At 68.6% G+C, this 24,843-nt stretch carries 24 protein-coding genes, 1 tRNA gene and 1 riboswitch; of the genes, 8 read left to right on the forward strand and 17 right to left on the reverse strand.

Going from position 1 to position 24,843, the window contains the following annotated elements; all coding sequences use genetic code 11:
• The first annotated feature begins 211 nt into the window (after window positions 1-211).
• Both AC07NS_RS18780 and AC07NS_RS18785 read left to right on the forward strand, forming a co-directional pair.
• Window positions 212-550 (forward strand): hypothetical protein, encoded by a 339-nt coding sequence (locus AC07NS_RS18780; protein WP_494605661.1) that lies wholly within the window; start codon window positions 212-214, stop codon window positions 548-550.
• Between the two features lie 49 nt (window positions 551-599).
• On the forward strand, window positions 600-1,130 hold the full coding sequence (locus tag AC07NS_RS18785) for a dihydrofolate reductase family protein (protein ID WP_494605662.1): 531 nt from the start codon (window positions 600-602) through the stop codon (window positions 1,128-1,130).
• Between the two features lie 225 nt (window positions 1,131-1,355).
• On the opposite strand, the gene AC07NS_RS18790 is transcribed toward AC07NS_RS18785, so the two are convergent.
• The 6 genes from AC07NS_RS18790 to AC07NS_RS18815 form a co-directional block, all read right to left on the reverse strand.
• Window positions 1,356-2,516: an isovaleryl-CoA dehydrogenase gene (locus AC07NS_RS18790; RefSeq protein WP_494605664.1), complete on the reverse strand. Its 1,161-nt coding sequence runs from the start codon at window positions 2,514-2,516 to the stop codon at window positions 1,356-1,358.
• A 117-nt stretch (window positions 2,517-2,633) separates the two neighbouring features.
• On the reverse strand, window positions 2,634-3,920 hold the full coding sequence (spmX, locus tag AC07NS_RS18795; protein WP_494605665.1) for a lysozyme-family localization factor SpmX: 1,287 nt from the start codon (window positions 3,918-3,920) through the stop codon (window positions 2,634-2,636).
• A gap of 117 nt (window positions 3,921-4,037) precedes the next feature.
• Window positions 4,038-5,480, reverse strand: a complete 1,443-nt coding sequence (mgtE, locus tag AC07NS_RS18800) for a magnesium transporter (RefSeq protein ID WP_494605666.1) — start codon at window positions 5,478-5,480, stop codon at window positions 4,038-4,040.
• 166 nt (window positions 5,481-5,646) lie between these two features.
• Window positions 5,647-5,731 (reverse strand) — tRNA-Leu (locus AC07NS_RS18805).
• A gap of 90 nt (window positions 5,732-5,821) precedes the next feature.
• Window positions 5,822-6,253: a hypothetical protein gene (locus AC07NS_RS18810; protein WP_494605667.1), complete on the reverse strand. Its 432-nt coding sequence runs from the start codon at window positions 6,251-6,253 to the stop codon at window positions 5,822-5,824.
• A gap of 6 nt (window positions 6,254-6,259) precedes the next feature.
• Window positions 6,260-6,511 carry a FliM/FliN family flagellar motor switch protein gene (locus AC07NS_RS18815; protein WP_058349571.1) on the reverse strand — a complete coding sequence of 84 codons (252 nt, stop codon included), beginning with the start codon at window positions 6,509-6,511 and terminating at the stop codon, window positions 6,260-6,262.
• Window positions 6,512-6,586: 75 nt separating this feature from the next.
• Between AC07NS_RS18815 and lipB the strand changes: the two genes are divergently transcribed.
• Window positions 6,587-7,312 (forward strand): lipoyl(octanoyl) transferase LipB, encoded by a 726-nt coding sequence (gene lipB / locus AC07NS_RS18820; RefSeq protein ID WP_494605669.1) that lies wholly within the window; start codon window positions 6,587-6,589, stop codon window positions 7,310-7,312.
• A 10-nt stretch (window positions 7,313-7,322) separates the two neighbouring features.
• On the opposite strand, the gene AC07NS_RS18825 is transcribed toward lipB, so the two are convergent.
• The 3 genes from AC07NS_RS18825 to AC07NS_RS18835 form a co-directional block, all read right to left on the reverse strand.
• A complete protein-coding gene (locus AC07NS_RS18825; protein WP_110121014.1) occupies window positions 7,323-7,727 on the reverse strand; it encodes a DUF805 domain-containing protein in 405 nt (134 codons plus the stop codon).
• Between the two features lie 109 nt (window positions 7,728-7,836).
• A complete protein-coding gene (locus AC07NS_RS18830; RefSeq protein WP_494605671.1) occupies window positions 7,837-8,343 on the reverse strand; it encodes a DUF805 domain-containing protein in 507 nt (168 codons plus the stop codon).
• 43 nt (window positions 8,344-8,386) lie between these two features.
• Window positions 8,387-10,363, reverse strand: coding sequence for an acetyl-CoA carboxylase biotin carboxylase subunit (locus AC07NS_RS18835; protein WP_494605672.1), 1,977 nt, complete (start codon window positions 10,361-10,363; stop codon window positions 8,387-8,389).
• Window positions 10,364-10,503: 140 nt separating this feature from the next.
• On the opposite strand from AC07NS_RS18835, the gene AC07NS_RS18840 reads away from it, so the two are divergent.
• A complete protein-coding gene (locus tag AC07NS_RS18840; protein WP_494605674.1) occupies window positions 10,504-14,292 on the forward strand; it encodes a LamG-like jellyroll fold domain-containing protein in 3,789 nt (1,262 codons plus the stop codon).
• Between the two features lie 41 nt (window positions 14,293-14,333).
• Window positions 14,334-14,765, forward strand: coding sequence for a GlcG/HbpS family heme-binding protein (locus AC07NS_RS18845; protein ID WP_494605676.1), 432 nt, complete (start codon window positions 14,334-14,336; stop codon window positions 14,763-14,765).
• Window positions 14,766-14,768: 3 nt separating this feature from the next.
• On the opposite strand, the gene AC07NS_RS18850 is transcribed toward AC07NS_RS18845, so the two are convergent.
• The gene (locus AC07NS_RS18850) at window positions 14,769-15,353 is read right to left on the reverse strand and encodes a type 1 glutamine amidotransferase family protein (protein ID WP_494605678.1); all 585 of its coding nucleotides are present in this window, start codon (window positions 15,351-15,353) and stop codon (window positions 14,769-14,771) included.
• On the reverse strand, window positions 15,353-15,673 hold the full coding sequence (locus AC07NS_RS18855; RefSeq protein ID WP_110121008.1) for a heavy metal-binding domain-containing protein: 321 nt from the start codon (window positions 15,671-15,673) through the stop codon (window positions 15,353-15,355). Before AC07NS_RS18855 ends, AC07NS_RS18850 begins: the two co-directional genes overlap by 1 nt.
• 66 nt (window positions 15,674-15,739) lie before the next feature.
• Between AC07NS_RS18855 and msrB the strand changes: the two genes are divergently transcribed.
• Window positions 15,740-16,219, forward strand: coding sequence for a peptide-methionine (R)-S-oxide reductase MsrB (msrB, locus tag AC07NS_RS18860; protein WP_487292420.1), 480 nt, complete (start codon window positions 15,740-15,742; stop codon window positions 16,217-16,219).
• Between the two features lie 236 nt (window positions 16,220-16,455).
• Here msrB and AC07NS_RS18865 read toward each other — a convergent pair whose 3' ends face one another.
• Together AC07NS_RS18865 and AC07NS_RS18870 are read right to left on the reverse strand one after the other, a co-directional pair.
• Window positions 16,456-16,854, reverse strand: coding sequence for a hypothetical protein (locus tag AC07NS_RS18865; protein WP_494605680.1), 399 nt, complete (start codon window positions 16,852-16,854; stop codon window positions 16,456-16,458).
• Window positions 16,855-16,956: 102 nt separating this feature from the next.
• Window positions 16,957-17,322, reverse strand: a complete 366-nt coding sequence (locus AC07NS_RS18870; RefSeq protein WP_494605682.1) for a hypothetical protein — start codon at window positions 17,320-17,322, stop codon at window positions 16,957-16,959.
• Window positions 17,323-17,450: 128 nt separating this feature from the next.
• On the opposite strand from AC07NS_RS18870, the gene AC07NS_RS18875 reads away from it, so the two are divergent.
• Window positions 17,451-18,236 carry a tetratricopeptide repeat protein gene (locus AC07NS_RS18875; RefSeq protein ID WP_494605684.1) on the forward strand — a complete coding sequence of 262 codons (786 nt, stop codon included), beginning with the start codon at window positions 17,451-17,453 and terminating at the stop codon, window positions 18,234-18,236.
• Between the two features lie 3 nt (window positions 18,237-18,239).
• Here AC07NS_RS18875 and AC07NS_RS18880 read toward each other — a convergent pair whose 3' ends face one another.
• The 4 genes from AC07NS_RS18880 to thiC all read right to left on the reverse strand — a co-directional run bounded on the left by AC07NS_RS18880 (window position 18,240) and on the right by thiC (window position 22,391).
• Complete coding sequence (locus AC07NS_RS18880) at window positions 18,240-18,593, reverse strand: DUF1428 domain-containing protein (RefSeq protein ID WP_494605686.1); 354 nt, start codon at window positions 18,591-18,593, stop codon at window positions 18,240-18,242.
• Between the two features lie 77 nt (window positions 18,594-18,670).
• Window positions 18,671-20,053 carry a S41 family peptidase gene (locus AC07NS_RS18885; protein ID WP_494605688.1) on the reverse strand — a complete coding sequence of 461 codons (1,383 nt, stop codon included), beginning with the start codon at window positions 20,051-20,053 and terminating at the stop codon, window positions 18,671-18,673.
• Between the two features lie 196 nt (window positions 20,054-20,249).
• Entirely contained in the window at window positions 20,250-20,444 is a 195-nt protein-coding gene (locus AC07NS_RS18890) for a hypothetical protein (protein ID WP_110133296.1), read from the reverse strand.
• Between the two features lie 108 nt (window positions 20,445-20,552).
• The gene (thiC, locus tag AC07NS_RS18895; RefSeq protein ID WP_494605690.1) at window positions 20,553-22,391 is read right to left on the reverse strand and encodes a phosphomethylpyrimidine synthase ThiC; all 1,839 of its coding nucleotides are present in this window, start codon (window positions 22,389-22,391) and stop codon (window positions 20,553-20,555) included.
• 86 nt (window positions 22,392-22,477) lie between these two features.
• Window positions 22,478-22,583, reverse strand: a riboswitch (TPP riboswitch).
• 127 nt (window positions 22,584-22,710) lie between these two features.
• Between thiC and AC07NS_RS18900 the strand changes: the two genes are divergently transcribed.
• Window positions 22,711-24,843, forward strand: coding sequence for a hypothetical protein (locus AC07NS_RS18900; protein WP_494605692.1), 2,133 nt, complete (start codon window positions 22,711-22,713; stop codon window positions 24,841-24,843).

A 24,843-nucleotide genomic window follows, 5' to 3' on the forward strand; every position in this document is an offset into this window, starting at 1 on the left:
CCGACAGGGAAACCTCGAAGGCGGTCCTGGTAAGGCGTTAAGAGCGCCGCCGCCCGGGAAGCCGGCAGTCCAACGACCGCGCGGAGCGCACGGGCTTCGTCGAAACGGTACACACAACAGCACCTCCGGGCGTGGCCCGGGCGCTCCGCTCCCTCCCCGCCCCGCGCGCCGTTCCAGCCCGCGGCCGTCGATGCATGTCAGGAGCAGACCCATGGCCAGACCCAGGTCGAGAGCCCAGCCCCGCCGCGAGCGGAGCGGTTTCGTCCACACCCCGTTCTTCCAGCTGCCCGCGGAGCGGCGGCGCGAGATTGACGACGTCCTCCACGACATCCGGACGGAGGTCGCCGCGTGGCGCGTCGAGCACGGCGTACCCGAAGAGAGCAAGATCACCCTCAGGCAGATGCCGGACAGCGTGCTGGACAAGATCCACTCGATCCTGCCGTGGTTCATCGAGAAAATGATCTGGAACACCGGCGGCGATCCGCGTCGCGAAGGCCTGCTCGCCCCGTTCTGGCCCCGCGAGAAATCACCGCCTCGCCCCAACTGGTGAAGGCGCTAGACTGGGCGCGTCAGCAGCCCTCGGCAGGGAGATCCTCGGCATGGCCAGGCTCGTCTTCGGCATGAACCAGTCGCTCGACGGCTATGTCGACCACACCGGGTTCGCGCCCGGCCCCACGCTGTTTCGCCACTTCATCGACCAGGCGCGCGAGCAGGCGGGCAGCGTCTATGGCCGGCGCCTCTACGAGATCATGGCCTACTGGGACGAGGAGCAGCCTGACTGGGGCGCGCCCGAACGCGAGTTCGCCCAGGCCTGGCGCGCCCAGCACAAATGGGTCGTCTCGCGCACCCTGACCTCGGTCGGCCCCAACGCCACGCTGATCCAGAGCGACCTAGCGACCGCGATCGCCGACATCAAGGCCCGGATCGACGGCGAGATCGAGGTCGGTGGCCCGAACCTGGCGCGCAGCCTCACCGAGCTTGGCCTGATCGACGCCTACCGGATCTACCTGCACCCCGTCGTGCTGGGCGCCGGCACGCCCTACTTCGCCGCCCCCCGCCCCCGCCTGCGCCTCGTGGCGACAGACCGCATGGACGACGACGTGATCAGGCTGACCTACGAGCCTGCCTGAATAATCCCTCTCTCTTTGAGAGAGGGAGGGGCCCGTCGCGAAGCGACGGGAGGGTGAGAGGTTTCACCGTATCCGGCAAACCTCGAAACCTTGCATGCAGGAGAAGACCGAACCGACCCCAACCAACCGTGCGACGACCGCGCTCCGACCGGACAGTTTGTAACCTCTCACCCTCCCACGCCTTCGGCGCGGGTCCCTCCCTCTCTCTCAGAGAGAGGGATGATCTCAAGCCCCCACCAGCTCCCGGCCGATCAGGAACCGGCGGATCTCGTTCGTGCCCGCGCCGATGTCATAAAGCTTGGCGTCGCGCAGCAGGCGCTCGACTGGCCACTCCTTGGTGTAGCCGGCCCCGCCCAGGGCCTGGATGGCCTCCAGCGACACCTTCACCGCGTTCTCGCTGGCCATCAGGATCGCCCCGGCCGCGTCGAACCGCGTGGTCTTGCCGGCGTCGCAGGCCCGAGCGACCGCATAGACGTAGGCCCGGGCCGAATTCAGGGCCACGTACATGTCGGCGACCTTGCCCTGCATCAGCTGGAACGAGCCGATGGCCTGGCCGAACTGCTTGCGCTCGCGAACGTACGGCAGAACGTAGTCGAGGCAGGCCTGCATGATGCCCAGGGGGCCGGCGCTGAGCACGGCGCGCTCGTAGTCGAGGCCGCTCATCAGCACCCCGACGCCGCCGCCCACCGGGCCCATGACGTTCTCCTCGGGGATCTCGCAGTCCTCGAAGACGAGCTCGGCGGTGTCGCTGCCGCGCATGCCCATCTTGTCCAGCTTCTTGGAGACGCTGAAGCCCTTCATGCCCTTCTCGACGATGAAGGCGGTGATGCCCCGGCTGCCTTCACCGGTCTTGGCGTAGACCACCAGCGTCTCGGCGTGCGGCGCATTGGTGATCCAGAACTTGGTCCCGTTCAGCACGTAACGGTCGCCGACCTGCTCGGCCCGCAGCTTCATCGAGACGACGTCGGACCCCGCCCCGGCCTCGCTCATCGCCAGGGAGCCCACATGCTCGCCGCTGATCAGTTTCGGCAGATAACGCTGCTTCTGCTCCGGGGTCGCCCAGCGGCGGATCTGGTTGACGCAAAGGTTCGAGTGCGCGCCGTAGCTCAGGCCCACCGAGGCCGAGGCGCGGGAGATCTCCTCCATCGCCACCACGTGCTCGAGATAGCCCAGGCCCAGGCCGCCGAACTCCTCCTCGACCGTGATGCCGTGCAGGCCAAGGTCGCCCATCGGGACCCACAACTCGCGGGGGAAGGCGTTGGTCTCGTCGATCCGGGCCGCCAGCGGCGCGATCTTGTCGGCGGCGAAGCGGGCCGTGGTCTCGCGAATCGCGTCGGCCGTCTCGCCCAGGGCGAAGTCCATTGAGGGTGCGGTTTGCAGCGTCATGCCCGAAGGCATAGCACAAACGCCCGCCGATCAACGAGACCGGCGGGCGTTCATGCTCTTTTTCAGATTGATCCGGGGTTCAACCCGGTCTTTTCGAAACGCCGTTCGATCGCAAGGTCACTCGCCGTCGTCTTCGATGTCCGGCCCGCCCAGCTTGCGCAGCAGCAGATAGGCCGAGACCGCGAAGCAGATCACGCCGATCACGCTGGCGCCCCAGCCGAACATGCGGATCGGGGTCAGGCCCGGGTCCGAGGCCACCGACAGGTTCCACAGCACGCCGCCGCCGAACAAAGCGAGGCCCAGCAGGCCCAGGCTGACCAGCAGGCTGGCGCCGCCGAAGACCGGCTGCTCGGGCGGGTTCAGCGGCACGTCCAGGGTCTGGATGTCGACCTCGGCGCCGCTGGTCGAGAAGCCGCCCAGATTGAACGGCGAGCGCGAGGGCGCCGACTGCTCGAACAGGGTCGGCTCCGGCGCGGCGGGCGGCGGCGCGGGCGGATCGGGCACGAACAGCGGCGCCTGGGCCGGGACCGGCTCCTCCGGCGTCAGGCGGAACGGCTCCAGGGTCGGCGGGGCCTCGACGGGCGCGTGCAGCACCGGGGCCGGCTCGGCGGCGGCCACGACCGGCGCCGGCGGCGGCTCGGGCACGACCAGGTCTTCGACCGGCTTCACCGGCGCCTTGGCGGCCAGCGGCGCCGGCTCGTCGGCCAGGATCTTCTCCAGGCGGGCGCTGACGCCGGCGGCGGCCACTTCAGTGGCGCTGGGGCCGTCCTCTTCCGGGACGACCGGGGTCAGCGGCGCGACGATCGAGCCCGCCTCGCGCTCGGCGAAGGCCTTGTCGCCCTCCAACCGCGTCGAGACGGCCGCCGGGGTCTGCTTGGGAATGGCGCAGGTCGCGTCGTAATCCACCTTGGGCCGCAGCACGGGGCTGGGCGCGGGCACCCAGTGGCCGTCCGGCGGGGTCAGGAACAGGGTCTTCTCGGCGGCGCGGCGGCGCACCAGAGCGTCGATGACGATCCGCTCGCCCTCGAAGTCGGCCTTGCGCCACATCTCCATGGCGCAGGCGGCCTGCAGCAGCGAGCCCTCGTTAATCCGGCGCAGCACGCCCGAGCGGACGAAGTTCTCGGTCCCGATGTTGAACGCAAAGCAGGTCAGGGCGTCGAACTGGTTCTGGTTCAGCGGCGCATAGCTGTTTTCGTTCACCGCGTGGGCCACGGTGATCAGATCGTAGAGCAGCAGGGCCTCGGCGTCCTGTTCCGAGACGGTCGCGCCCCCCCGGGCGGTCAGGGTATGCCCGTAGCCGATCGTCCAGCGCCCGTCGGGCAGCTGGGCGGCTTTCTGCCGATAGCCTTCGAACCTCTTGATGAGATCGACGGCGGCGCGGGAGACCTGATGACGCGGCTTCATCGCGAGTTGACCCAATTTGAAACGCAGGCGGATGCCCTCGCCCGGTCCCGCGCAAGACCGGCGCCGTTTCTTAAGGTTCAGGTAAGGAAATTTAGGCGGGCCTTGGCCCGCCTGGGATCAGTTGAACAGCAGCGCCGCGATCAGCAGCACCGAGAAGAAGCCCGCGAAGTCGGTCAGGAAGGTCACGAAGATCGACGACGACACCGCCGGGTCGCGGCCCATCTTCTCCAGGGCCAGCGGCGCCAGGATCCCGCCGACGGCGGCGGTGAAGATGTTGACCACCAGGGCCAGGGCCACCGTCAGCGACAGCTTCGGATTGTCATAGAAGACATAGACCGCCGCCCCCATGACGATCGCCAGGGTCAGGCCGTTCATGACACCGACCAGCAGTTCGCGAGTGACGATCCGCGTGGCGTTGGCCGCCGTCAGCTCTTTGCTCGAAAGCGCCCGCACCGCCACCGCCAGCGTCTGGGTGCCGGCGTTGCCGCCCAGCGACGAGACGATCGGCATCAGCACGGCCAGGGCCACCAGCTTGGAGATCTCGGCCTGGAAGAGCGCGATGCCGGAAACCGAGATCGTCGCCGTCAGCAGGTTCAGCAGCAGCCACGGCAGGCGCGAGCGCACGATCTCCACGACGCTGGCGTCGCGGCCGACGTCCGACACGTTGGCCAGGGCGAGGATGTCTTCCTGCGCCTCTTCGCGGATAACGCCGACGATGTCGTCGACGGTGATCTGGCCCACCAGCCGCCCGCCGGCCTCCACGACCGGGGCGCTGATCAGGTGATACTTGTCGAAGATGTAGGCCACCTCCTCCTGGTCCATGTCGACGGTGATCTCGGTCACCGGCTCCATGATCTCGGCCAGGGGGGTCTCCAGCTTGCTGGTCAGCAGCAGGCTGATCGGCAAGGCGCCGACCGGCGTATAGGACGGATCGACCACATAGACGTCGAAGAACAGCTCCGGCAGGCTCTCGCCCGACTGGCGCACGTGCTCGATCGTGTGGCCTACGGTCCAGAACTGCGGCGCGGCCAGGAATTCGCGCTGCATCAGGCGGCCGGCGGTCTCGTCCTCGTAGGACAGCGTCGTCTCGATGGCCGCCCGGTCGGTCTCGCCCATGGCGGCCAGCACCTGGAAGCGCTTGGTGTCATCCAGGTCGTCGATGACGTCGGCCGCATCGTCGGTGTCCAGTTCCTCCAGCGCGCGGGCCAGGGTGACCGACGGGGTCGCCTCCAGCACCTCCTCGCGGATATTGTCCTCCAGCTCGGCGATGATCTCGCCCAGGGCCTGGGGATCGAGGACGGGAATCACCTCCTCGCGATAGGCGGCCGACAGGAAGCCCATCAGGTCGGCGACGTCGGCGGGGTCCAGCGCCCCGACCAGCTCGGACAGGCGCGCGGTGTCGCCGCGATCGGCCGCGTCGACCACCATCTCCACATAGTCGGGATTGAGGGCGTAGTCGTCGCCGAGCGCCAGGTCCTCGAGATCCTCGACGACTTCCGGCTCGGGAATGGAGAGGGCGTGACGCGCGTCTTCGCTCAGGTCGGCTGTTTCCCGGGTCATGGGGACCTCCTGAACTTCAGGCGAGGCTTAAGCTGCGCGCGCGTGATCCGAATGATTGAAAGCCGCAGCTCGGCGGGCGGTTGCCCAGGAACCTTGGCCGAAAAATGGTTAGAGCGCGGAAGGCGATTCGGAAACCGAAGCCTGCCGCGCTCTACGCAAGTTCACCTGGTGCGGTCGAGAAGACTCGAACTTCCACGGGTTGCCCCACAGCGACCTCAACGCTGCGCGTCTACCAATTCCGCCACGACCGCTCGTGGTGAGGCGCGGCAGGTAGCAAACTGAATCGGCTTTGGGAAGAGGCGACTTACAAGATGTCCGTCATTGCGACCTCATGGCCGGGTTTATCTGGGGATAGCCTTGCGCTTGCGCAGCTTTTCGGGCTCGCCATAGCCGATCTTCAGGATCAGCCCGCCCTTCACGAAGCGCCCGGTGACGGGGTAGCTCCGGGTCGAGGCATGGCCCTCACGATCGAAAACCCGCACGACATAGGTGAACGAAATCCGGTCGCCCTCGATCCTGGCGGGAAAGACCTCGGGGTCGGAGCACTCGCCCACGCAGTCCTCGAACACCACAGTGGGCCGCGGGCCGGGGCGCACCGTCAGCCGCGCGCCCACCAGATCGCCGGCCTCCTCGACATACCGCACATTGTCGTAATAGCCGGCGTAGTCGGGCGCGGCCAAGACAGGACCACCTACCGAAAGCAGCGCGAGGACGAGCGCGGAACGAAGCAAACCCATGACGCGCAGCTTGGCCGTGAAGCCGTGCGCGGGCAACGCGTCTCAGGCGCCGCCGGCCATGTAATCGTAGACGTCGGCCGGGCCGGTCACCTGGATGGCGATGCGATCGTCGTTGATCTGGATTTCGCCCCGGGCGATCGGGTGATTGTTGGCCAGGATCCAGACCTCGTCGTTGGTCTTGGCGTCCAGCGGGATCACCGCGCCGCGGCCCATGCGCAGCAGTTGCTGCATCGGCAGGATCGACCGGCCGAGCAGAACGGAGATCTCGACATTGACGGCGTTGACCTGGCTCACGAACTAAGGCCCCTGGAACTGAAATTGCCGATGGCGGAAAATCCCGCGCCTCGGCTCATGCAAGACTAAGGCCGCATGCTTGATCGCCCGTTAAACCTTGAAGATAAAGGCCTTCCCGATTTGTCGCGCCCCGACGGCCTGGCGGCGGGGTGGGCGGTTTCGACCGGCTACGTGCCCTACCCGGCAGCCGTTGCCGCCATGGAGGCCCGCGCGGCCGCCATCGCCGACGGAACGGCGGGCGAGCTGATCTGGCTTCTCGAGCATCCGCCGCTCTACACCGCCGGGGTCTCGGCCAAGACCTCCGACCTGCTGGAGCCCGAGCGCTTCCCCGTCTTCGAGAGCGCGCGCGGCGGTCAGTTCACCTATCACGGCCCAGGCCAGCGCGTGGCCTATGTCATGCTCGACCTGACCCAGCGCGGGCGCGACGTGCGGGCCTTCGTCGCCGCGCTCGAAGCCTGGATCATCGACGCCCTGGCCGCCTTCAACGTGGTCGGCGAGATGCGCGAGGGCCGGGTCGGCGTCTGGGTCGAGCGCAAGGGCGCGGGCTGGTCGCGCGAGGACAAGATCGCCGCCATCGGCGTCAAGCTGCGCCGCTGGGTCAGCTTCCATGGGATCAGCCTGAACGTGGAGCCTGACCTGTCGCACTTCTCGGGCATCGTGCCCTGCGGCCAGACCGAGCATGGCGTCACCAGCCTGGTGGACCTTGGCCTGCCGGTGACGCTCGACGATGCCGACGAGGCCCTCAAGGCCAGCTTCCGCAAGGTGTTCGGCGCCGTCGAGGACGCCGAGGCGCCGATCTAGATCGCCTTGTTCAGATGGCGGGCGCTTTTAGCGGGGGCTGACCATAGCGGTTGGCCCCCTGCTCGCCGCCCATGACGCCCAGTTCGATGATCGCCCAGACCAGGACGATGGCGAAGGCGAAGTCGAGGAAGTGCTGCGGGGTCGGCCAGACGGCGACCATGGCCGCCAGCACCAGGGCCGCCCACCAGCCCGAACGGCCGCGGTCGTGCAGCCGCTTGGACAGCACGCAGGCGCCCGAATACAGCAGGGCCGAATAGACCAGCCAGCCGGTCAGCAGCCGCAGCACGTCGCCGGCGATGGCCTCATACAGCACGGCCACGCCGATCAGCACGGCCGAGACGATCAGGAACGGCGTGCGCGCCAGCCTGCCCGTGGAGGACAGGAACAGCTCCGCCCAATCGATCCGACCGTTCATGCTCGCCAAGGCTCCGCGACTCTCTTCGAGCGGAACCTAGGCGCAGCGGGCCGCCAGCGGAAGTCGCACAGGCGTCACACCCAGGCGCAAACGCCGGCGACCTGCCAACCTAGGCGTTCGTCGCCGGGCTGGCCGGCGCGGGCTCGCCGTCGACGCCGCCGCCGAGCACCAGCGGATTGCGGTTCACGCCGTTGGCGCCGCCGGGGGCGGGTCCATAGCGGTTCTCACCCGGCTGCCCTGGCAGGATCGAGTAATCGACGAGAATGTAGAGCACGACCAAACCCCAGGCGACCTTCGCCCAAAGAGCGTCGGGCAACACCAGGCTCGCCACCCAGGTCACAAGCCGAACGCCGAGCAAGGCCAGCGAGAAGATCGCCGGCCGCCCCCGATCATGGCCGCGCTGCACCAGCAAACCCGAATAGCCGGCGAACAGACCGAGGGTCCAAACCAGGATCGCGAGCGCACCGACCAGCGACGGAACGGCGCCCAGCAACAGCAGGCCGATCAGCCAGACCACATTGAGCGCGACGCCATAGGCCCAGAACTCCCCGCGCCCGATCCGCCCCTTCCAGGACAGGTAAATCCGCGCGATGTATTTGGGAGAAAGCTTGGCCATTCCCCTTGCATGGCTCAACCCAGAGATAGGATCAAGCGCTCGCTCATCCGAACTCGACCAGCACCTGGTCGGCGGCGACGGGATCGCCGGCCTTGGCGTTGACGGCCTTGACGACGGCGTCGCGCTCGGCGCGGAGGATGTTCTGCATCTTCATGGCCTCGAGCACGCAGACGATTTCGCCCTCGCGCACCTGCTGGCCGATCTCGACGTCCATGGAGACGACCAGCCCCGGCATCGGCGAGAGGACGAGCTTCGACGTATCGGCCGGAGCCTTGGCCGGCAGCTTCTCGTGCAGCTCGGCGCTGCGGGCGGTCAGCACCAGAACCCGGGCCTTGGCGGCGCGGTGGCGGATGGTGAAGCCCTCGGCGGCCGGGGCGACCTCGGCGGTGAAGGCCTGACCGTCCAGCCTGGCGCGGAACGTCGCCAAGCCCGGCCGCCAGGCGATGTCGGTCAGGACGAGGCTGCGGCCTTCGTCGAGCAGGCCGACGGTCAGCCCCTGTTCGCTCTCGGCCTCGAACCGCACCCGCCGCTTGGCGTGGCCGACCACGACCGTCCAGTCGGCGCGCTTTGATCCGAGCCGCCGGGCCAGCACCCGCTGCAGGGCGCAGCCCGCAGCCGCCAGGATGTCGAGCTGCAGCGGCGTCGGCTCGGTTCCGGCAAAGCCGTCGGGGAACTCGTCCTTGATGTAGCTGGTGGCCAGCTGGCCCGAGACGAAGCGCTCCTGGTCCATCACCGCGGCCAGGAACGGCACGTTGTGGCTGGGCCCCTCGATGTGGAAGTCCTCCAGCGCCCGGGCCATGCCCTTGACCGCCTCGGCGCGGGTCGGAGCCCACGAGCACAGCTTGGCGATCATCGGGTCGTAGAACATCGAGATCTCGTCGCCCTCGCGCACCCCGGCGTCGTTGCGCACGAGATAGCCGTCCTTATGGCCCTCTTCCGGCGGCGCATAGCGCACCAGCCGGCCGATGCTGGGCAGGAACTTGCGATAGGGATCCTCGGCGTAGATCCGGCTCTCGACCGCCCAGCCGTTGATGGAAAGGTCGTCCTGCGCAAAGGCCAGCGGCTCGCCCGCCGCAGAGCGGATCATCTGCTCGACCAGATCAAGGCCCGTGATCAGTTCGGTGACCGGATGCTCCACCTGCAGGCGGGTGTTCATCTCCAGGAAGTAGAAGCTCTTGTCCTGGCCGGCCACGAACTCGACCGTGCCGGCGCTGTCATAGGCGACCGCCTTGGCCAAAGCGACGGCCTGCGCCCCCATGGCCGCCCGGGTCTCGGGATCCAGCAGCGGGCTGGGCGCCTCCTCGATGACCTTCTGGTTCCGGCGCTGGATCGAGCATTCGCGCTCGAAGAGGTGCACGACCGAGCCGTGCTTGTCGCCCAGCACCTGGATCTCGATGTGGCGCGGGCTCTCGATGAACTTCTCGATGAAGATCCGGTCGTCGCCGAAGGCCCCGGCCGCCTCGGCCCGCACCGCCGGGAAGCCTTCCTCGACGTCCTTGCGGTTCCAGGCCACCCGGATGCCCTTGCCGCCGCCCCCGGCCGACGCCTTGATCATCACCGGATAGCCGATGGCCTCGGAGATCTTCAGGGCCTCGGCGACGTCGGCGATCTCGCCGATATGGCCGGGCACGCAGGAAACGCCCGCCGCGGCGGCGAACTTCTTGCTCTCGATCTTGTCGCCCATCGCCGAGATGGCGCCGGGGTTGGGACCGATGAACACGATGCCTTCGTCGGCGCACCTCTGGGCGAACTCGGCCTTCTCCGACAGGAAGCCGAAGCCCGGATGCACCGCCTGCGCCCCCGTCTGCTTGCAGGCGGCGATGATCTTGTCGGCGACGAGGTAGCTCTGGGCGGCTGGCGAGGCCCCGATGTGCACGGCCTCGTCGGCCATCTCCACCGCCAAACTGTCGGCGTCGGCGTCCGAGTACACGACCACCGTGGCGATCCCCAGCCGCCGGCACGTCTTGATCACCCGCACCGCGATCTCGCCCCGGTTGGCGATCAGGATCTTGTTGAACATCGGCCCATCCCTGCGCGGCTTTTCGCCTTGGTCCTAGGCGTATCAGGCCAAGGCCGGTTTGCAACGCGGGCGGGCCGCGCTAAAAGCGTCGCAGGAACCATGACACCGGTTTCCAATAAGAACGACATTGGGAGTGACGCGTGGTGAAGCAGGCGCTTTTTCTGGCCTCCGCCTTTTCGGTCATCGCCGCGGCCAGTGCGGCCACCGCCGCGGGGCCGCCTGAACCCGCCCTCCTCTTCCACGTCTCCGGCGACAAGGGCCTGAAGGCCGACTACGCGGCCGGCGACGCTGTTCCCAACTTCGCCGACAAGGTCGCGGTGATCCCCACGGGCAAGGCCGGCCCCGCCCTCTCGGCCCAGGACGACGGGATCCTGGCCTGGAACGCGCCGGGGAACATCCTAGCCCAGCGCGGCACGCTCTCGTTCTTCTGGCGCTCGGGCTATCCGGTCGGGGTCGCGCCGTTCGTGATCTTCCGCGTCGGCTACGCCGACCACACCAGCTGGGACATGGCCTTCCTGCGCATCGACTGGAACGGCCACGGCTTCGACGCCTTCGTCACCGACAACGGCCTAGCCCGCACCCGCGTCTCGTTCAAGCTCGACAAGCCCCCCGCCGCCGACGCCTGGACTCACCTGGCCTTCACCTGGGACGAGCAGACCGGCGTGCAGCTCTTCGTCGACGGCAAGCCCGTGGCCAAGAAGGAAGCCAAGCGGGTCTACGACGCCGGTCTCGACCAATTCGGCATCGCCGGCCGGGTGATCGCCCCGCACCAGGTGCAGAGTCGCTACAACTTCCTGCGCGGCGGCGATCTGGACGAGATCCGCGTCTACGACCGCGCCCTCGACGCGACCGGCGTCGCCGCCCTGGCCCGCAACGAGGCGCCGGCCCAGGCCGCCCCGGTCCCGACGCTGGACGATCCGGCCACCCACGCCGCCTGGAAGCTGCGCTACGGCTGGACCGGCGAGGCCCCGCCCCTGCTAACCGATCCGGCCACCCGTATCCGCAAGGTCGAGTTCGCCGACGCCAAGGACATCAAGGAATGGATGTGGCGGGCCAACGACGGCATCCCCGAGACCACCTGGCCCGGCGTCTACAATCGCTCGCGCCTGGAAGGCCGCGACGACTACTTCCAGCTTCCCGACTGGAACACCTACGTCGAGGGCGGCAAGGCCCTGACCCTGGCCCTGCCCGACGAGCCGATCAGTCGCCTGGAAATCCAGGGAACCGCCTATGGCGACCTGACCTGGGCGGCGAAGGCGGGCGACAAGGGCGCGAAGATCGGCGCCCGCGCCAAGGGCCTGGCCCGCTCGGTGACCACCCTGGCCCAGCCGCTGAAGGGCGGGGTGCTGACCTTCACCAACACCGACCAGGAAACCCCGATCCAGGAGATCTGGGCCTATGACGTCAGCGCCGGCAAGGAGCCCGACGGCGTCTTCAAGATGAACTACACGGTCCGCGCCGAGGTGGCGCCGGACTATCTGAACCTCGCCGACCTCAACGCCTATGTCGCCGGACGCTTCCCGGCCGGTGAGCGCGCGACGGTCGTGGCCATTCCCGACGCGGCCCCGCAGCGCAAGCGTCCGGCCGCCGACCTCGCGGCGAAGGGGCTGCCGATCGTCCATGTGATGATCCCGTCGGGCTTCGGCGACGCCCCGGCCGCCCAGGCGCTGGCCCGCAACTGGGCGTACGGTTGGGAGAACGCCCGCGACGGCCTGGACGGGATCGCCATCGACATCCCCGCCCTGCCGGGCGCGGCGGGAACGACGATCCCGCTGAACATCCAGGTCAAGGACCCGATCTGGCCGGGCCGCAACATGATCGACGTCTCGGTCTCGGTGAAAGCCGGCGAAGCCCGCACCCTGTGGCTCGACCTGCGCGACCGCATCCTCACGCCCGACAGCCTGTACCTGACCATCGCCGCCGACAGCGCCGAGTTCGGCCCCAAGGCCCTGGACGGCGCCAAGATCCGCCTGGTGTTCAAGGCCCGCGAGGAGGCCAAGGCCGAGCACGTCGCCGACCGCTTCAACCAGGTGAAGGACAACTGGGCCTTCCTGGTCGAGGAGCACACCACCTCCAAGCGCCAGGGCCTCTATCGCCGCCTTTACGCCGACATCTCCGACCTGCTGCGCGTCGATCCCGACCACAAGGAAGGCCGCGAGTACTGGGGCGACATCACCTATGGCAGCCAGGGCTGGCCGGCCTTCGACCAGCCCAAGGCGCCGGACGGCGTGCCGCTGTGGGCCTTCCGCCAGACCGAGGACCTCAAGCGGGTCGCCAAGTTCATCAACTGGTGGATCGACGAGCGCCAGGTTCCCTACGGCGATTTCGGCGGCGGCCTGTCGGACGACAGCGACCTGCTGCAGCAATGGCCGGGCCTGGCTTTGATGGGCGTCGATCCCGACAAGGTGCGCGACTCGCTGAACCGCCTGACCGACGCGGTCTACCGCAACGGCATGTTCACGAACGGCCTGTCGACCATCGTCACCGACGAGTTGCACGCCTACGAGGAGGGCATCAACTCCAACAGTGAGGCGATGTATCTCGACTACGGCGACCCGCTGGCCGTCGAGCGGCTGTTCACGACGGTGAAGGCCCTGCCGGGGATCATCGATCGCAATCCGGCCGGCCACGTCCACTTCAACACCAACTGGTACAGCGGCGCGATCTCGTACCGCGAAGGCCCGTGGGAGTGGCAGAAGCCCTATTCCTTCGGCGTCGTGCACCCGGCGATCCTGATCGGCGACTACAACGGCGACGGGACGGCGCGCGACATCGTGCTGGGCCTGGCCGACGGTTATCTGGCGCACGCCAAGCCCGACGGCTCCTATCCCAACGAGATCAACTGGCGCACCGACGCCGAGCGCGGCGGCACGGTGCTGCAAGGCTCGGGCGCCAGCGGTCCGTTCCAGATCTTCTGGCAGGCCTGGCGCTGGACGGGCGACGCCAAGTACCTGGCCCCGATCCAGTGGCGGATGGGCAAGAACGGCGTCAAATCGCTGAACGACCTCAACGACAACGCCCTCTCCATGCTGGGCCTCGCCGAGGCCAACAAGGACGCCATCGTCAAGTCGGCGGCCAAGGGCGGCGCGATCGAGCGCTTCGCGGCCTGGACCCTGACCGGCGACAAGAGCTGGCTCGAAAAGGCCTATGCCGACGAGATCCAGTGGGCCGACCAGCACATGTACATGCACACCGACGGCCACTGGTGGTCGGACCGGGTGGAGATCCCATCGGACGTGCTGCAACGCTCGCGCCTGGGCGGCATCGCCAACAAGCGCGGCCAGATGAATCCGGGCCACTTGGTCAGCTGGCGCTTCGAGGCCGGCGCGAAAGGCGAGGACGTGGCGATCCTGGTCAAGGACGGTACGGCCAAGGGCTTCAAGGTCGTGGCCTACAACCTGTCGGACAAGCCGGTGACGGCGGTCATGACCGGCTGGAACGTCGCGCCCGGCCAGTGGAGCCTGGCGCAAGGCATCGACAGTACGGGCGACGACGCGATCGACGGCGGCGGCGAGACCCGCCAGGTCGCCTTCGAGCGCACCAAGGCCGTGACCGTGGTCCTGCCGCCGGGCCAGACGAGCGTCATCGACATGGCGCTTGCGACGGCCGGCGACGATCCCGCCCAGCGCGCGGATCTCGGCATCGGCCGCGGCGACGTGACGGTGAAGGGCTCGAGCATCACCGCCAAGGTCCACAGCCTGGGCGCCCAGGACGCGGCGGCCTCGCGGCTGGAACTGGTCGAGGCGGCCGGCAAGGTGCTGACCTCGGCGGCCGTGCCCGCCCTGGCCGCGCCGAAGGACCTGCTGCCCAAGACCGCCACGGTCCGCCTGAAGATCCCGGCCGGCGCCAAGCCGTCGGAACTGCGCCTGCGCATCGTCGCCGCCCAGCCGCAGATCACGGCCCTCAACGATGAGGTGAAACTGCCATGACCCGCCGCCTCGCCATCCTGACCGTTCTTGGAGCTCTATCGATGTCCGCCCCCGCCGCGCTCGCCGCCGACGCCCTGGAGTACGGGCGCAATGTCACCCTGGCGGAAGCCAAGGCGGCGGCCGGCGCCGCCGAAGCCGAAGCGCTGAAGAACGGCTGGGCGGCCGTCATCACCGTGGTCGAGCCCAACGGCCAGACCGTGCTGTCGTGGAAGATGGACGGCGCGTCCTACGCCGCCCCGGGCGTCGCGCGCCGCAAGGCCGAAACCGCGGCCGGTTTCAAGCGCCCGACCAAGGCGTTCCAGGACGCGGTCAAGGCCGGCAACCTCAACGCCCTCTCCAACGGCGCCCTGGCCATCGAGGGCGGCGAGCTGCTGGTCGCCGGCGGCAAGATCGTCGGGGCGATCGGCGTCTCGGGCGCCACGCCGGAACAGGACGGGATCATCGCCCGCGCCGGCGCGGCGGCGGTGAAGTAGGCCTCAGCCCTCCCCGCCCCCAAACTCCTTGGCGAACATGGCCACGTAGCCGTCGAGCCGCTCGGACGCCTCGGGCGCGACCAGGCGGGTGACCTCGGCCGAGAAGGTGACCGGCGCCGAGCCGGCGGCGGTGACGACCTTGCCGTCGACCACCGCGCGCGGGCTTTCGACATAGAGATCCGCGCCGGCATAGCCCGGCGCCTGCTCGGCCAGCCAGTCCTTGCCGTTCGAGGTATGGGCCTTGCCCGCCAGCAGACCGGCCTTGGCCAGGGCGATGGTCGCGCCGCAGATGCCGGCGACGATCTTGCCGTCGGCGTGGGCCTGCTTCAGCAGGGCGAACAGGGTCTGGTTCTCGTAGCCCTGCCAGGCGTCCGAGCCGATCAGCAGGAAGACATCGGCGTCGGACAGCACCGGATCGTCGAAGCCATAGTCGGCGGCCGCGAGAATCCCGCCGATCGAGGTCTCCGGATCCCCGGTCGGGGTGGCGATCTCGATCTGGACTTTGAAGTACTCGCGCAGGGAGGCCAGCACGGGACCAGCTTCCCAGTCGGCCCAGCCGGGCTGGAGAAAGGCGACGGCGACGGTCATCAGCGGAGCTTCACGGCGGTGCCGGCAGCGGTGACCATCAGCATGCCGTTGTCGGCGCCGAGGGCCTCGTAGTCGAGATCCACGCCCACCACGGCGTCGGCGCCCAGGCGGCGGGCCTCGTCGATCATCTCCTGCAGGGCGATGTCGCGCGCCTCGCGCAGGGCCTTCTCATAGCCCCCGGCGCGGCCGCCGATGATGTTGGTGATGCCGGCGAACAGGTCGCGGAAGATGTGCGCGCCGATGATCGCCTCGCCGGAGACGACGCCCAGGGTGGCCACCGTCTCGCGCTCGGCGACGTACGGAGTGGTCGAGGTGATCATGCGTTTCCGTCCCTTAGATGCCGCGCGCCCTACCGGCGAGCCGCTCGAAACCCTAGATTGGCATCCATGACCCAAGCCGCCACCCTGTCTTCCACAGGTTTCGACCTGACCCCGCCCACCGAGCCCGAGCGCGAGCGCCTGGAGGGCGACCTCACCGCCGAGGAGGCGCGCGTCCTGCTGCACCACGGCACCGAGGCCCCGTTCTGCGGCGGCCTGCTGGGCGAGAAGAACCCCGGCGTCTACGGCTGCCGGCTGTGCGGCCTGCCGCTGTTCAAGCACGAGACCAAGTTCGAGAGCGGCACCGGCTGGCCCAGCTTCTACGCGCCGTACGACGAGGAGCACGTCAAGGCCGTGCGCGACACCTCCTACGGCATGGTCCGCATCGAGACCCGTTGCGCCCGCTGCGACAGCCACCAGGGCCACGTCTTCCCCGACGGTCCGGCGCCGACCCGGCTGCGCTACTGCATCAATTCGGTGTCGCTGCAGTTCGTGGCGAGCGGCGAGCCCCTGCCTGATCCGCTGCACCGCGGTGATCGGCTACCCTGACCACGGCGAAGCTTCCGTTACGGAAGTTCGACCGTCGGTGGAAAAAATGGGTTGTCGCACACAACTATAAAGAGCACATTCGCGCTCGACGCCGATGGATCGGCGACTCGCTCGGGCGACGTCCCCTAGACGACCGCCCGAACCGCCCGCGCTTAGCCTCCGGCAGGGTTTGGCGCTCCATGGCGGACGCGTCGGGAGAAGGCCCCTTCCCCCCAACCTTCTTCCGACGCGAACCCCTAGTCCCCCGGAGCGGCGGTGGGGCCGTAGGCGACATAGCCGCGCTCGACCATCCGGCGCAGGGCCTCGTAGGCCGCCGACAACTCGTCGTAGGCGGTGCGCAGGGCGGCCAGTTTCTCGATCTCCGCGGGTTCGGGCGGACGACCCGACTGGCTGATAGCCAGGGCCGCCGCGGCCCACCGCGCCCGGGACTGGGCCGTGCTCACGGCCAGTTTCTGGAAATGCCCGGCGTCGAGCCTTCCCAGGGTCTGGGCCATGATCTCGCGGTTGGAGACGAAGGCGGTGTAGTCGATCTGCTCCAGGTGGCCGCGCAGCCTGCGCTGCTCCTGCGGATCGATGTCCTGCGGCTCGAAGTGATCGCTGAAACGTCGCGTGCTGGAGGTGACGGTGGACGACATGACGGCCTCCCTGACCGCTCGTACTAGTCGGGAGTCTGCGCCTTCGCCCTTAAGCGGTCGTTACTCGTCAATCGGGCGTGAGCAGGCCCTGCAACCCGACGATCATGGCGATGATCCCGAACACCGCCAAGACCAGGCCGCGCCCTGGGAACCGCTGGCCGGCAAGTCGCCGCCTGCGCCCAGCCGCCGGGCGACCGCTCCGGCTCGCAGGCGATCCCACAGCAGCAGGACGCCGACAGCCAGGCCGACGATCTCGAAGTGGAAGACGTGCGGCCCCGAGATCAGGTGCACGATCAGGAAGTAGCCGCCGCAGACCAAGGCCGCGATCCCAACGATCCAGCCGAACGGCGCCAGCCTGCCGGCGAACCGCGCGAGGTCGTCGCCCGCACGCGGCAGCAGCGCCAGGAGGCCGATCGCCAGCAGGAAGCCGCCGAGCAGATTGCAGAGGTCCAGAAGGAGTTCGAGCATGGGCATGGAATGCGAAGAGCGCTCGCGCCGTTCCCGCTCCCCGAAAAGGAGAATGGCCATCACCACAGCCGCAAAACTTGCAATCTTACGATTGTAGAATAGTCTTCGAGCTTCACTGGAGGCTCGTCATGCATTTCGTCGTCGCGTTCACCGCCCTGCTGCTCGCCGCCGCGCCCCTCGCCAACGGCGCGCTCGCCGCGCCGACCGCCGCCGAAGCCCGCGCCGACAAGGATCGTCAGATCGTCCAGAAGGCCATGGGGTCGGATCTGAAGAAGATCCAGACCATGGTTCCCGCGCTGGAGGACGTCGCGTCGCGCACGCCCAGCGCCTACCCCCTGATCGAGCGGAAGGGCGACCGCGTCATCGTCCGCGCATCCGATCTCGACCAGGGCATGGTCCCCGCCCTGATCGCCGGCGCGACAGGCAAGGACGCCAATCCCAGCGGATCGACGCGGGTCGACATCGAGTACAACACCTACGGCCAGGCGATCTTCCTGCTGGGCTCGGCCGCCGTCGAGGCCCGCGACATGAGGAAGGCCACGTTCTGGCTGGACAAGGGCCTGGCCCTGCAGCCCGACAACCTGATGCTCGTCACCGAAAAGGGCATGGTGCTGACGCTCCAGAAGCGGCACACCGAGGCGTTGGCGCTCTACGAAGCGACCTTCGAGAACGCCAGCGGCATGCTGATCGGCGACCAGCAGGGCAAAGCGCGCCTGCTGCGGGCCAAGGGCTTCACGCTGATCGAGCTCAACCGCCTGGACGAGGCCGAAGCGGCCTACAAGGCCTCGCGGGAGATCGAGCCCGACCACGGCGGCGCCAAGCACGAACTGGCCTACATCGCCCAGCTGCGCGCCGGCGCCGAGCAGCGAGGCATGAAGCTGGTCAACGGCGAGGAGTCCAAGGCCCTCAAATAGGCCTCAGCGCTCCACGATCGCCTCGAAGCCGCCGAAGATCATGCGTTTGCCGTCGAACGGCATATTGTCCATGTACGGCTTGAGGCGCTCGTCGGCCATGACCTTGGCCATCACCTCGTCGCGCTTGGCCTTGCTCTCGTAGGTGATCCACGAAAAGACCGTCACCTCGTCGTCCTTCAGCTGGACGGCGCGAGGGAACGAGGTCAGTTCGCCGTAGGGCACGTCGTCGGCGATCGCCTCGACGTAGGACAGCGCGCCGTACTCCGTCCATACCGTACTGCCCAACCGGGCCATCTCCTTGTAGGCCTCGACATTGGCCTTCGGTACGGCGACCACGAAACCATCGACATAGGTCATGGGGTATCCTCCCTGGATGTTGTCGTTCCCCCAGGACGATCGAACGCCTGGAAAGCCGACAACGGCGAGGAAAAAGTTCAGCGGGCGCGGATGATTTCCAGAAGACGGCCCAGCGCCTTGGCGTGGCCATCGCCCGGATCGTCGGGCGGATGGACGGTCAGCGGGACCTGCGGGGCGATCCCGACGCCCTCGACCACCCGGCCCGCGGCGTCGCGATGGATCTCGGCCGGCAGGGCGAAACGCCAGCCGTTCGGGAGCGGCACGGGAACCTGGTCAGACAGCGCGCCCCGCGTGGTCTCCCCGACCTGGCGGACATTGGGCAGGCCGCGCATCATCAGGGTGAAGGTCTCGCCGGCGCTGACCGTGATGCGGCTGGTCAGCAGCCAGACCGGTCCGAGATAACGCGGACGGTCCGACGGCTCGACGACCAGGTCCTGCGCCGGCCCGGCCACGCCGGTCGGGACCTTGGAGCCGACGACGACGCGCCCGGCCGCGAACCGCGCCGCGATCCGCCGGCTGATGGTGTCGTAGCCGCCGCGGTTGTTGCTGACGTCGACGATCACCGCCGAGGCGCCGGAAAAAGCGGTCATGGCCTCGTCTAGGACAGCGTCCAGCGCGGCGGTATCGTCGTCGCCGGCCGCAGGGTCGAACCCGCCCATGCTGACGATCGCCAGATAGCCGACCTCGCCGTCCCGCCCCCAGAAGATCCGGCCGTTGGCGACCTGGCGAGCGTGGAACGGCGCGGCCAGCACGCCGTCGCGCCAGGCTTTGCGCCAAGCCGCCTCGCCGCCGGGCCTGCCCTGTGCGCTCAGCAGGACCGAAGCCTCGCCGAACCGGCGCGATCGCGGCTCGCCGGCGATGACGCCGTCGAGCTGGACATGGGGGTCGGAGATCCCGCGCAGCAGCACGCCCAGCGCCTTCCACAGAGCCGCCTCGTCCGGCGCCGGCCCCAGCACCGCGAACGCCTCGCGGCGGCGGGCGGTCCAGTCGAAGCCCCGCTCGGCCGACAAGGGATAGTAGGCCGCGAAGGCGTCGGCGACAGCGCTCAGGGTCCGCTGCGGCGTCCACGGCCGCTCGCCCGAGCAAGCCTTTGGCAAGCCCTTCAGCCGATCGAAGCGATAGACCGTGCCGTCGGCCTCGCCGGCGATCTCGACCGTCTCCTTCCCGGCCGGCCGCCACAGTTTCAGCACGCCGTCGGGATCGGCTTCCGGCCTCGGGTCACGCCAGCAGTCGGCTCCCGCGACGTGGTAGAGGCTCGCCCCCTTGGCGTCGAACCGCACGATCCAGCCATAGCCCCGCGACCGCCAGACGCCTTGCAGCGCGGGGGCCACGACGCCGTCTTCGACCACCGGGCGCGCGCCTTCGGCCGCCAGGGACGGCCCGCCGACGGACAGTCCCGCGATCAGGGCGACGCAGGCCAGGGCTTTCATGAAACTACGGTCAGGGCTGAACAGCCGCACGGCGCGCCTTCCGGGCGATCTTCCCGGAGGCCTCTTCGACGCGCCTGATATCGGATGGCTGGCTCATGACGGATGCGAGGCTAGCAACTGCCGGCCGTCTTCGCCACAGAGCCGGTTCCGCCATGCGAAAAGGCCCGGCTCTGCGAACCGGGCCCATCGAGATTCCATGGCAGGCGGCGTTCACGCCGCGCGCGGATCAGCCCAGCGCGGCCAGGACGGCCTTCTGCTTGGCCGCGTCCAGGTGCGGGACCAGGGCCTTGACGATGTCGATCGTGGCCTTGTTGACCACCCGGACGTCGGGCGCGGGGTCGCCGCCGTGGATCTTGAGCCAGAGTTCGATGATCCAATGCGGATCATTGGCATGCGCGAGGACGATGGGGCGGAGCGCCATAGCGGTAACCTCATGAGTTGCAATACCTCAACAATACACCCATGAGAGCAATTTTTAAGAGTGCGCGGCGGGACTTCACCGGAGCGTGAAGACCCGCCGCGCGCCGGCTCACTCGGCCTTCAGATAGATCTCCGAGCCCTGCTCTTTGAACTTCTCGCTCATCTGCGCCATCCCGAGGTCGGCGGCGTTCGGCGCCTGTGCGGCGGCGAAGTCGCGGACTTCCTGGCTGATCTTCATCGAGCAGAACTTCGGGCCGCACATCGAGCAGAAGTGCGCGGTCTTGTGCGCCTCCTTGGGCAGGGTCTCGTCGTGGAAGGCCCGGGCCGTCTCGGGGTCGAGGCCGAGGTTGAACTGGTCCTCCCAGCGGAACTCGAACCGCGCCCGGCTGATGGCGTCGTCCCACATGGCCGCGCCGGGGTGGCCCTTGGCGAGGTCGGCGGCGTGGGCGGCCAGCTTGTAGGTGATGACGCCGGTCTTGACGTCGTTGCGGTCGGGCAGGCCCAGGTGCTCCTTGGGCGTGACGTAGCAGAGCATGGCCGTGCCGAACCAGCCGATCATCGCCGCGCCGATCGCCGAGGTGATGTGGTCGTAGCCAGGGGCGATGTCGGTGGTCAACGGACCGAGGGTGTAGAAGGGGGCCTCGTGGCAGTGCTTCAGCTGCTCGTCCATGTTGGCCTTGATCTTGTGCATGGCCACGTGGCCCGGCCCTTCGATCATCACCTGCACGCCGTGCTTCCAGGCGACCTTGGTCAGCTCGCCCAGGGTGCGTAGCTCCGAGAACTGGGCCTCGTCGTTGGCGTCGGCGGTCGAGCCCGGACGCAGGCCGTCGCCCAGCGAGAACGACACGTCGTAGGCGCGCATGATCTCGCAGATCTCTTCGAAGCGCTCGTAGAGGAAGTTCTCCTTGTGGTGGGCCAGGCACCACTTGGCCATGATCGAGCCGCCGCGGCTGACGATGCCGGTCACGCGCTTGGCGGTCATCGGCACGAAGGGAAGACGCACGCCGGCGTGGATCGTGAAGTAGTCGACGCCCTGCTCGGCCTGCTCGATCAGGGTGTCGCGGAAGACTTCCCAGTTCAGGTCCTCGGCCACGCCGCCGACCTTCTCCAGCGCCTGGTAGATCGGCACGGTGCCGATGGGCACGGCGCTGTTGCGGATGATCCAGTCGCGGATGTTGTGGATGTTACGGCCGGTCGACAGGTCCATGACCGTGTCGGCGCCCCAGCGCGTGGCCCAGACCATCTTGTCGACCTCGTCGGCGACGGTGCCGAGCACGGCCGAGTTGCCGATGTTGGCGTTGATCTTGACCAGGAAGTTGCGGCCGATGGCCATCGGCTCCAGTTCGCCGTGGTTGATGTTGGCCGGGATGATGGCCCGGCCGCGGGCCACTTCCTGGCGAACGAACTCGGGCGTCACGAAGTCGGGCACCGAGGCCCCGAAGTCCTCGCCGTCGCGCACGCAGGGCGCGGACTGCTCGCGGCGCAGGTTCTCGCGGATGGCGACGTATTCCATCTCGGCGGTGATGATCCCGGCGCGGGCGTATTCCAGCTGGGTGACCAGCTTGCCGGTCGTTCCGCGATAGATCTTGCGGCCGTTGTCGGGGAACTGCGGAGCCAGGTGCTTGCCCTGGGCGAAGCCGTTGTCCTCGGGCTTCACTTCACGCGGGTTGCTGACGACCTCGACGTCGCCGCGGGCGACCACCCAGGCTTCGCGGGCGCGCTGCAGGCCCTTCTCGATGTCGATGGTCGCGGTCGGGTCGGTATAGGGGCCGGACGGGTCGTAAATCGTCACCGGCGGTTCGTTGGCCGACGGGTGGACAGCCACCTCGCGGAACGGCACGCGGATGTCGGGGAACATCTCGCCGGCCTGGTGGACCTTGCACGAGCCGGGGATCGGCCCCGTGGCGACGTCGCTGGTCGCCGGGATGATGGGGGTTTGGGCGTTCATGTTGCGGGCTCCTCAAGCATTGAAGAGACCCGGACGTGTCGAGCTAAGTCGGTTGTACGGCCTGGAATAGACGCCCCCAACTGGGCTTCAAGACCGCGTTCCCTCCCTTCGCCGGCATGACCCGGATCAGGTTCGACGGGTCAGGGCTCAAGCCCAATCTCAGCCGCGACAGCGACCCCCCGGTGAACAGGGCGGACACTAGGGTGATTGCCGTGCAGGTCAAGTGCGCGGGTAACGCCGTTTCGCCAACGCATTTACAGGTTGCACGATCAGGCGGATACATCTCAAGCGACACAACGCCGTGGCGAGGGGAGCCGACATGGGCGAGCGTTTCGATCTTCTGGCTTTCTTCGCGCGGTCCAAGATGCCGCTGGGCCTGCCGTTGCTGGCGGCGGCGGCGGTTCCGGCCGCGATCATCGGCCTTCTGCTGTTCTATCTGCCGGACCTGCCGCTGGACCTGGCCTTCTTCGGCGGCTGGCTGGCGCTGCTGTCGCTGGCGGCACTGGCCTGGGCGACGATCTTCTGGGGACTGGCCGTCGCGGTGACCCCGCAGCAGCAGGCCCTGACCAGCGCCTCGGTGGTGGCCGTGGCCATGTCTTTAGCCATCGCCTCGGTCGCCTCGCCGCCGGCGATCGGCTCGCTGGCCCAGAAGACCGGACGGGTGATCGAAGCCGCCCTGGCCTGGACGCCGGCCCTCGTCTCCCAGGCCGTCAGCGGCATCGACCCCTGCTCGGGCGACGCCCTGACCAAGCCCGAGCAGCGTCGGCAGACGGTGCTGAAGGGCAGGATCACCGGCGTGCTGCATGGCTTCATCAGCCGTGGTGACCGCGCCTGCACGCCGGCCGACCTGATCCCCGCCGGCCTGTCGGCGACGAGCGCGACGGCGGTGACCGGCGGCGCCTGGATCTGGTTCCTGATCGTGTTCGGCCTCTGCCTCGTCCTGGCCCGCGCCTTGGCCGAGGCGCGGCAGCAATGGTACCCAGGCGACGGCTCGCGCGAGCCGATCATCGCCTATCCCAAGTGGATCGCCGCCGTCGTCTACACGGCGATCCTGATCCCGGCCTCCTATCTGGCCATCGGCTCGCTGCTGCTGCTGACCCAGGAGACCACGGCGGTCGACCAGGCCGAGCTGAACCGGCGGCTCGACGAGGTCGAGGCCAAGGCGATGTCGAACCAGAGCATGGAGCCGCTGACGGTGAACACCGGCCTCTTGCTGGGCCAGGCCGTCAACGCCGCCAACGCCGTGCCGCCCTCGCCGCCCGCCACGACCGTCCGGGGGCCGGAGGTGGGCGGAGAGCCCGCGCCGGTCGCCGCCGTCTCCGCCGCTCTCCCCGTCACGCCGGCGGTGGACCAGGCCGAGCAGCTGCGGATCATCGTCCAGGGCGTGAACGACTATCAGAAGCTCAGCCAGCGCTTCGAGCAGTACCGGGTGTCGCGCAAGCTGGAGATCGTCGCCGCCTACAACGAGGCGGTCGGCCGGTTCCCGCCCAGCCAGCTGCCCGGCTATGTCGACATCCTGGTCGAGCGCTATCGCGAGCAGGTGGTCTCCCGCCGCCTGCAGCTACGCCAGTGCCTGGGAGCCCTCGCCGGCGTGCAGACCGTGTCGATCGTCGATCGCAAAATGAACCTGCGCAATCTGGCCGCCGCCGCGCCCTATACCGAGGAGATCAAGAAGACCTGCAAGGCGCCGACCGAGACGACGCTGCAGACGACTTCCGACGAGGTCGCGGCCGATCGCAACCTGCGCCTGGGCAACCTGATCGAGCGGGTGCTGTACCGCTGGCTGATCGGCGTGCCGGCCTCGACCCTGCTGATCCTGGGCCTGATCGGCTTTGGCCTGTTCGGCGCGGCGATCCGCATGCTGGGCCGGCCCGACCGTCCCGAAACCGCCGCCGAGACCGCTCAGCCGATCGACGCCGCCGCCCGCGCCCGCATCGAGGACCTGTTCGCCCGCAGCGAGGCCCTGACCCAGACGCCGCCGCCGGCCGATGACGACGCCTCGCCCCAGGCCGAACGCGAACGCCAGATCCGTCGGCAGGAGATCCTGGCCCTGAAGGCCCTGGCCCTGCGGATCAACGCGGCCTCGCGCAGCGACCACGCCGGCAGCAACAACATCGTCTATTTCCGCGCCAACTACGTCGTCGACGACGACGGGCTGGTGCGGGTGGGCGAGCGCGTGGCGGTCAGCGGAGCCCCGGCCCGGGTGCTGGTCCACGGCATGGGCGCGGCCTTCACGATCTTCCTGCTCAGCGAATGCGGCGCGCGGCTGTTCAATGAAGGCGGCCAGACCAACCCGATCGGCATGCTGGCCATGGGCTTCATCGGCGCGGTGTTCGCCGAGGACATCTGGAAGCGGGCCCGCGAGGTGCTGGGCGACAACCTCAAGCGCAAGCCCGAGCCGAAGTCGCCGCCCGAGCCCGCGCCCCAGCCGGCCGCCGTGCCGGCCGAGTAG

The sequence above is a fragment of the Caulobacter sp. GW821-FHT10A10 genome, from assembly GCF_059415745.1.

Coding starts and splice junctions, on each gene's coding strand:
- AC07NS_RS18875 (WP_494605684.1), top strand. CDS start 17,451: ATGCATTTCGTCGTCGCGTTCACCGCCCTGCTGCTCGCCGCCGCGCCC.
- AC07NS_RS18890 (WP_110133296.1), bottom strand. CDS start 20,444: ATGGCGCTCCGCCCCATCGTCCTCGCGCATGCCAATGATCCGCATTGG.
- AC07NS_RS18870 (WP_494605682.1), bottom strand. CDS start 17,322: ATGCTCGAACTCCTTCTGGACCTCTGCAATCTGCTCGGCGGCTTCCTG.
- AC07NS_RS18780 (WP_494605661.1), top strand. CDS start 212: ATGGCCAGACCCAGGTCGAGAGCCCAGCCCCGCCGCGAGCGGAGCGGT.
- AC07NS_RS18845 (WP_494605676.1), top strand. CDS start 14,334: ATGTCCGCCCCCGCCGCGCTCGCCGCCGACGCCCTGGAGTACGGGCGC.
- AC07NS_RS18900 (WP_494605692.1), top strand. CDS start 22,711: ATGGGCGAGCGTTTCGATCTTCTGGCTTTCTTCGCGCGGTCCAAGATG.
- AC07NS_RS18785 (WP_494605662.1), top strand. CDS start 600: ATGGCCAGGCTCGTCTTCGGCATGAACCAGTCGCTCGACGGCTATGTC.
- AC07NS_RS18855 (WP_110121008.1), bottom strand. CDS start 15,673: ATGATCACCTCGACCACTCCGTACGTCGCCGAGCGCGAGACGGTGGCC.
- AC07NS_RS18790 (WP_494605664.1), bottom strand. CDS start 2,516: ATGACGCTGCAAACCGCACCCTCAATGGACTTCGCCCTGGGCGAGACG.
- mgtE (WP_494605666.1), bottom strand. CDS start 5,480: ATGACCCGGGAAACAGCCGACCTGAGCGAAGACGCGCGTCACGCCCTC.
- AC07NS_RS18830 (WP_494605671.1), bottom strand. CDS start 8,343: ATGGCCAAGCTTTCTCCCAAATACATCGCGCGGATTTACCTGTCCTGG.
- spmX (WP_494605665.1), bottom strand. CDS start 3,920: ATGAAGCCGCGTCATCAGGTCTCCCGCGCCGCCGTCGATCTCATCAAG.
- msrB (WP_487292420.1), top strand. CDS start 15,740: ATGACCCAAGCCGCCACCCTGTCTTCCACAGGTTTCGACCTGACCCCG.
- thiC (WP_494605690.1), bottom strand. CDS start 22,391: ATGAACGCCCAAACCCCCATCATCCCGGCGACCAGCGACGTCGCCACG.
- AC07NS_RS18865 (WP_494605680.1), bottom strand. CDS start 16,854: ATGTCGTCCACCGTCACCTCCAGCACGCGACGTTTCAGCGATCACTTC.
- lipB (WP_494605669.1), top strand. CDS start 6,587: ATGCTTGATCGCCCGTTAAACCTTGAAGATAAAGGCCTTCCCGATTTG.
- AC07NS_RS18850 (WP_494605678.1), bottom strand. CDS start 15,353: ATGACCGTCGCCGTCGCCTTTCTCCAGCCCGGCTGGGCCGACTGGGAA.
- AC07NS_RS18825 (WP_110121014.1), bottom strand. CDS start 7,727: ATGAACGGTCGGATCGATTGGGCGGAGCTGTTCCTGTCCTCCACGGGC.
- AC07NS_RS18835 (WP_494605672.1), bottom strand. CDS start 10,363: ATGTTCAACAAGATCCTGATCGCCAACCGGGGCGAGATCGCGGTGCGG.
- AC07NS_RS18880 (WP_494605686.1), bottom strand. CDS start 18,593: ATGACCTATGTCGATGGTTTCGTGGTCGCCGTACCGAAGGCCAATGTC.